Annotated in this window: 4 protein-coding genes and 1 pseudogene; 2 read left to right on the top strand and 3 right to left on the bottom strand. The window is 73.6% G+C overall.

All coding sequences use genetic code 11. From position 1 onward, the window contains the following. Together D450_RS0117665 and D450_RS0117660 are read right to left on the bottom strand one after the other, a co-directional pair. A partial coding sequence (locus D450_RS0117665) for an alpha/beta fold hydrolase (protein WP_039820621.1) occupies positions 1–351 on the bottom strand: 351 nt, incomplete at its 3' end. Positions 352–387: 36 nt separating this feature from the next. Further along, on the bottom strand, positions 388–1,299 hold the full coding sequence (locus D450_RS0117660) for a DUF4429 domain-containing protein (protein WP_017539983.1): 912 nt from the start codon (positions 1,297–1,299) through the stop codon (positions 388–390). Between the two features lie 105 nt (positions 1,300–1,404). On the opposite strand from D450_RS0117660, the pseudogene D450_RS30495 reads away from it, so the two are divergent. Both D450_RS30495 and D450_RS0117650 read left to right on the top strand, forming a co-directional pair. Then, a pseudogene (locus D450_RS30495) lies at positions 1,405–3,094 on the top strand (AMP-binding protein). Between the two features lie 132 nt (positions 3,095–3,226). After that, the gene (locus D450_RS0117650) at positions 3,227–4,285 is read left to right on the top strand and encodes a 3-deoxy-7-phosphoheptulonate synthase (RefSeq protein WP_017539978.1); all 1,059 of its coding nucleotides are present in this window, start codon (positions 3,227–3,229) and stop codon (positions 4,283–4,285) included. Positions 4,286–4,414: 129 nt separating this feature from the next. Here the strand turns inward: D450_RS0117650 and D450_RS0117645 are convergent, their stop codons facing one another. Then, positions 4,415–5,791 carry a sodium:solute symporter family protein gene (locus D450_RS0117645; protein ID WP_017539977.1) on the bottom strand — a complete coding sequence of 459 codons (1,377 nt, stop codon included), beginning with the start codon at positions 5,789–5,791 and terminating at the stop codon, positions 4,415–4,417. Positions 5,792–6,399: the final 608 nt, after the last annotated feature.

Here is a 6,399-nt window from a genome sequence, read left to right as displayed (position 1 = left end):
CCCCCGGGCCCCGCCGAAGACCAGCCAGCTGTCCACGCCGGCCATCTCGCGCAGCCGCTCGATGTCGGCCACCAGGTTCCACGTGGTGTTGGCCGACAGGTCCACGTCCATGCCGGAGGCGTGCGGGGTGCTGCGGCCGCAGTTGCGCTGGTCGAACAGGAGCACCCGGTAGCGCTCGGGGTCGAACAGGCGCCGGTGGTCGGGGCCGGTGCCGCCGCCGGGGCCGCCGTGCAGGAAGACCGCCGGCTTTCCGTCGGGGTTGCCGGACAGCTCCCAGTAGAGGCTGTCGCCGCCGCCCACGTCGAGCATCCCGCTGTCGTAGGGGGTGATCGGGGGGTAAAGGGTCCGCAGGGTCATCGGCGACCGCCTTTCGTTCGTGGTCGAGCGCTACAGGCGCCCCAGCAGCTCGGCCTTCTTCGCGGCGAACTCCTCCTCGGTGACGAGGCCGTCGTCGCGCAGGCGGGCGAGCTCGCGGATGCGCCGGGAGATCTCCTCGGGGTCGGGGCGCGGCGCGCTGTGCGGCGCGGGCGCCTCCGGCGCACCGGGGGTCCCCACCTCTCTACCACCGGCTCCCCGGGCGGCGCCCGCCGCGCCCGGCAGGTGGGCGTTGACCACGGCGGCCAGTAGCCGAAGCCGGGCCTGCTCGCCGCCGTCCAGGGTGCACATCCCTGCGGGGTCCTTGCGGATCCCGCCCCCGGAGGCGTCCTCACCTGCGACGGCGAACCGCACCCCCGCCCACCCCGAGGGCTCGGGCGGCACCCATTCGGCGCGGACCAGCCCGTCGAGCGGCAGGACCCGCCCGCCGAGGCGCCGCTTCTCCTTGCCTCGGGGGCGCTGCCAGCGCAGGCGCACCTCGCCGCCGTCGACGACCGCCTCGCCCTCCGCGCAGACGGCCTTGAAGGGCGGGGCCGGGACCAGGGACCGCGCCACCTCGGCGGGGTCGGGTCGAGGCCCGGCCACCCGCGCGCCCTCGGCCAGGACCCGCAGCTGGTCGGCCTGGTACTCGGCGGTGAGCACGGAGTCGGCCGGGCCGGTGAGCCGGAAGGGGGCGCCGCGGTCCTGCTCGCCCAGGGCGCTCTCGGCGAAGGGGTCGGCCCCCTCCTCGAGGCGCAGGGACAGGCTCCACCGCCTGCGCCCCGCGTCGGGCCGGAACTCCACCCCGGCGATGGCCGCATAGGGCACGGCGCACCGGCGGAGCAGCCGCAGCATGCGGTGCACCCGCCAGCGGTCCGCGTAGTCGATGCGGACCGCGTCCGCGCCGAAGGTCCACGTTCCCTGGTGGCCGCTCAGGTCGCTCACCGCACCGATCGTAGTGGCCGCCCCCGCGGCCCGGCGCTCCGGGACATCAGGGACCCGCAGCGGTTAGAGTGACAGCGCTCACACCCCGGATGCGGAGGTCCATCCATGTCGAACCCCGCCACCGCCGAGTTCCGCGCGGCGCGCGACCTGCTGCTGGAGTTCCGGGAGGACCGCGCCCAGGCGCACGCGCGCTTCTCCTGGCCCCGGCCCGACCACTTCAACTGGGCACAGGACCACTTCGACCCGGCCGCCGAGGAGCACCCCGACCGGCTCGCCCTGTGGATCGTGGACGAGGACGGCTCGGAGACGCGGCTGACCTACCGCGAGATGGCCGAGCGCAGCCGCCAGACCGCCAACTGGCTGCACAACCAGGGCGTGCACCGGGGCGACAGGGTGCTGGTGATGCTGGGCAACCAGGTCGAGCTGTGGGAGACCACGCTGGCCGCGATCCGCCTGGGGGCGGTGCTCATCCCCGCCACACCGCTGCTGACCACCGCCGACCTGGCCGACCGGATCGAGCGCGGCGGGGTGCGGCACGTGATCGCCAACGCGGCCGACACCCCCAAGTTCGAGGGGCTCGGCGGCCACTGGACACGGATCAGCGTGGGCTACATGGAGGGCTGGCTGCCCTACACCGACTGCCGGCACGCCGCCGTCGACTTCGCCCCGGACCACCGGACGCTGGCCGACGACCCGCTGCTGCTGTACTTCACCTCCGGCACCACCTCGGCGCCCAAGCTGGTGCAGCACACCCAGCTCTCCTACCCGGCCGGGCACCTGTCCACGATGTACTGGGTGGGGATCCGCCCGGGCGACGTGCACCTGAACATCTCCTCCCCCGGGTGGGCCAAGCACGCCTACAGCAGCGTGTTCGCCCCGTGGAACGCCCAGGCGACGGTGCTCTCGGTGAACCAGTCCCGGTTCGACGCCGCCGGCCTGCTGGAGGCGGTGCGCCGGTGCGGCGTGGACACCTTCTGCGCCCCGCCGACCGTGTGGCGCATGCTCATCCAGGCCGACCTGGGCGGGGGCGGTGCGCCGNCGGGGGGGGGAGCCGCTCAACCCCGAGGTGATCGATCAGGTGCGCGCGGCCTGGGGCGTGACCGTGCGGGACGGGTACGGCCAGACCGAGACCACGGTGACCGTGGGCAACTCCCCCGGCCAGGAGGTGCGCCCGGGGTCGATGGGGGTGCCGATGCCCGGGTACGACGTGGTCCTGGCCGACCCGGCCACCGGCGCGCCGAGCGACCAGGGCGAGGTGTGCCTGGCGCTGCACGACGCCCCGGTGGGGGTGATGTCCGGCTACACCGACAGCGAGGAGCGCACCGCCGAGGTGATGCGCGACGGGCTCTACCACACCGGCGACGTCGCCTCCCGGGACGCCGACGGCCACATCACCTTCATCGGCCGCCGCGACGACGTGTTCAAGGCCTCCGACTACCGCATCTCCCCCTTCGAGCTGGAGAGCGTGCTCATCGAGCACGAGCTGGTCGCCGAGGCGGCGGTGGTGCCCTCGCCCGACCCGGTGCGCCTGGCGGTGCCCAAGGCGTTCGTCACCCTGGTGGCGGGGGCGCGGCCGGACGCCGAGACCGCCCGGTCCGTCCTGGAGTTCTGCCGGGAGCGGCTGGCGCCCTACAAGCGGGTGCGGCGAGTGGAGTTCGCCGAGCTGCCCAAGACGGTCTCGGGCAAGATCCGGCGGGTGGAGCTGCGGACCGCCGAGCACGAGCGGGGCGCCCCGGACAAGGGGCGCAACGCGCAGGAGTTCTGGGAGGAGGACTTCCCCGACCTGAAGGGGTGAGTCTCACGGGCTGAGAAACCCCGTGATGACCCGCACCACACTCCCGCACACCCCCTCGGACCTGCGGCCCCGTTGGCGCTAAGGTTCCTGGAGGGCCGATCGGGGACGACGGGTACGAGGAGCATCCGAGCCATGACGAGCAGCACCAACGACACGCGCATCGTCAGCTACCGGCCACTGGTCGCACCGCGCGACCTGCTGGCCGAGCTGCCGATGGGCCCAGAGCGCACCGCGCTGGTGGAGGACGCCCGGGCCGAGGTGACGCGGGTGCTGAACGGGCAGGACGACCGCCTGCTCGTCATCGTGGGGCCGTGCTCGGTGCACGACACGGAGGCGGCGCTGGACTACGCGCGCCGCCTCAAGGAGCTCACCCCCTCGGTCAGCGCCGACCTGTGCGTGGTGATGCGCGTCTACTTCGAGAAGCCTCGTACCACCCTGGGGTGGAAGGGCCTGATCAACGACCCGGACCTGAACGAGAGCTACGACGTGCACCGCGGCCTGCGCACCGCGCGCCGGCTCCTGCTGGACATCGGCGCGCTGGGGGTCCCGGCGGGCACCGAGTTCCTCGACCCGATCACCCCGCAGTACATCGCCGACGCCGTCGCCTGGGGGGCGATCGGCGCGCGCACCACCGAGAGCCAGGTGCACCGCCAGCTCGGCAGCGGCCTGAGCATGCCGGTCGGGTTCAAGAACGGCACCGACGGCGACGTGCAGGTGGCGGTGGACGCCTGCGGGGCGGCCGCCGCGCCGCACACCTTCTTCGGTGTGGACCCCTCCGGCGCCGGGTCGGTGGTGAGCACCGGCGGCAACCCGGACTGCCACCTCATCCTGCGCGGCGGGCGCACCGGCCCCAACTACGGGGCCGAGGACGTGCGGGGCGCGCTGGACGTGGTCGAGGGCGCCGGCCTGCGCCGCCGGGTCATGATCGACGCCTCGCACGCCAACAGCGGCAAGGACCACGCGCGCCAGCCGCTGGTGGCCCAGGACATCGCCGCTCAGGTGGCCGAGGGGCAGCAGGGCATCATCGGCGTGATGCTGGAGAGCTTCATCGAGGAGGGCGCCCAGAAGCTGGGCGACCCGGCCGACCTGGTGTACGGCAAGTCGATCACCGACAAGTGCATGGGCTGGGACACCACCGTCGAGGTCTTGGAGGGCCTGGCCGAGGCGGTGCGCCGCCGCCGCAAGGCCTGACCCGCACGCACGTGGGCCCGGCACGGACTGGTCGTCCGTGCCGGGCCCACGTGCGTGCGGCCGGAACCGCCGGGTCCGCGGGAACCGGGAGGAACCACGGTCCCGGCGGCCCCGCCCCCTCCTCCGGCCTCAGTCGACGCCCGCGGCCGCCAGGTCCTCCGGGGCGGGCGCCTCGGTGGCCAGGCTGGCCGCCACGAGCGCCGCCAGCGCCGCCGGCAGGGCCACGACCACGCCGTTGACGTCGCCCGGGGTGCCCGCCAGCTGCCAGCCCACCGTGGTCGCGGCGCCGACGACCAGGGCCGCGACCGCCCCGGCCGTGGTGGCCCGCTTCCAGAACAGCACCGCGAAGACCGCGGGGGTGATGGCCGCGCCGTAGACGGTGTAGGAGTACATCTGCAGCTCGAGCACGGTCGGGAAGTACAGGCCCAGGCCGAAGGCGACGAGCGCGATGGCCAGCACCGACCCCCGCTGCACGGCCAGGGTGCGGCGCGCGGAGGCCTCCCGGCGGGAGAAGCGCGCGTACAGGTCGTAGGTCAGGTTGGAGGCGGCCGAGAGCATGAACGACGAGCCGGTGGTGATGACGAAGGCGACCGCGCCGGCGAGGATCAGGCCGCCGAGCACCGCGGGCAGGTGGCCCTCGGAGGCCAGGCTCAGGATCGCCATGTCGCCGTTGATGCCGGGCATGAGCACCGCGGCCGCCGAGGCCAGCAGGACCACCGGGATGAAGATGAAGAAGCTGGAGACGAGCATGCCCAGGGTGGAGGTGCGGGCGGTGCGCTCGTCCTGGGCGGCGGTCAGGCGCTGGTAGATGTTCTGGTCGGCCAGCAGGAGCAGGAACAGCGGCAGGAAGTAGCCCAGCAGCTGCAGGGCGGTGAGCCCGCCGGTGGGGGCGGNGGGGCCGCCGACAGCGGTGAAGACCAGCGGCAGGGACACGAACAGGCCGAGCACGATGAGGATCGCCGACATGAAGTCGGTGTAGGCCACCGAGAACAGGCCGCCGGTGACGGTGAGCAGGGTGACGACCACCGCCACCAGGACCGTGCCCTGGGTAGAGGTCAGCGGGGTGATCAGGCTGACCACGTACCCGCCGCCGATGAACTGGGAGGCGACCAGGCCGATGTAGGCCAGGGCGGTGACGGCGGCGGCGACGGTGCGCACCCCGGTACCGAAGCGGACCTCCAGCAGCTCGGGGACGGTGTGCCGGGAGGCGCGCCGGATGCGCCGGGCCGCGAGCAGCAGCACCAGGATGCCCAGCGGGGTGCCGGCGAAGAAGACGAGGCCGGCGACGGGGCCGTAGGTGTAGGCGAAGTTGGCGCCGCCGATGATCGTCCCGGAACCGACCCAGGTCACCAGCATCGTGGCGACCATGACGGGCCGGGGCAGGCTGCGCCCGGCGAACAGGAAGTCGTCGCCGCCGCCGAGCCGGCCCGAGCGGAGGAAGTACAGGGCGACGCCCACCATGGCCAGCAGGTACACGGCGAGGATCGCGAGATGGACGGTCTGCATGGGACACCTTCGCGGACGGGGGAGGCCGGGGACGGCCTCGTGAGGTGAGGCCGGGGGACGGATCCGATGAGGGCGATGTAAGCAGCACCACCCTGTGTCCTGCAACACTTATTGCAGATGATGTGACTCAGGTCACTACGATCCCCGCTGTGTGTTCACCGAGGTCACAGCACTCGACCACACAGCGTCCCCCCCGAGGCCCGTCGAAGACGGCGACGGAGCAGCAGGAACCCCGCTCGCGGCTGCTTGCCGGGTGGCGGGCGGGCGGGGTGCCAGGTGGAGGGCCGCGACGAAGGTCGGCGGCCAATCGCGGCAGCGCCGTCGGGTATCGGGCATGCGTATGCTCCAGGAAGTAGGCGGCGACGGAGCAGCGGGAACCCCGCTCACGGCCCCGGCCGGGCGGCGGGCCGGCGGGGTGCCGGGCGGGAGGCGGCGACGAGAACGGGCAGGCGACCCCCACGGCAACGCTGTCGGCTACCGGGCGTGTACATGGTCACCGAAGGGGCGGCGACGGCACAGCGGGAACCCCGCTCGCGCCCGCTGGCCGGGCGGTGGGGCCCCTGCGGTACAGGCGTTTCAGCGGCGACGGCACAGCCGGTACCCCACTT

Origin of the sequence: Nocardiopsis halophila DSM 44494 (genome assembly GCF_000341245.1) — a bacterium.
In the GTDB taxonomy this organism is placed as follows: Bacteria; Actinomycetota; Actinomycetes; order Streptosporangiales; family Streptosporangiaceae; genus Nocardiopsis_A; species Nocardiopsis_A halophila.
The sequence above is the reverse complement of the archived record's forward strand: the minus strand, read 5'-3'. Positions and strand labels throughout refer to the sequence as shown.

Bases quoted from the DNA above. Each gene is read 5' to 3' on its own strand.
- D450_RS0117650 (WP_017539978.1), top strand. From the start codon at position 3,227: ATGACGAGCAGCACCAACGACACGCGCATCGTCAGCTACCGGCCACTG.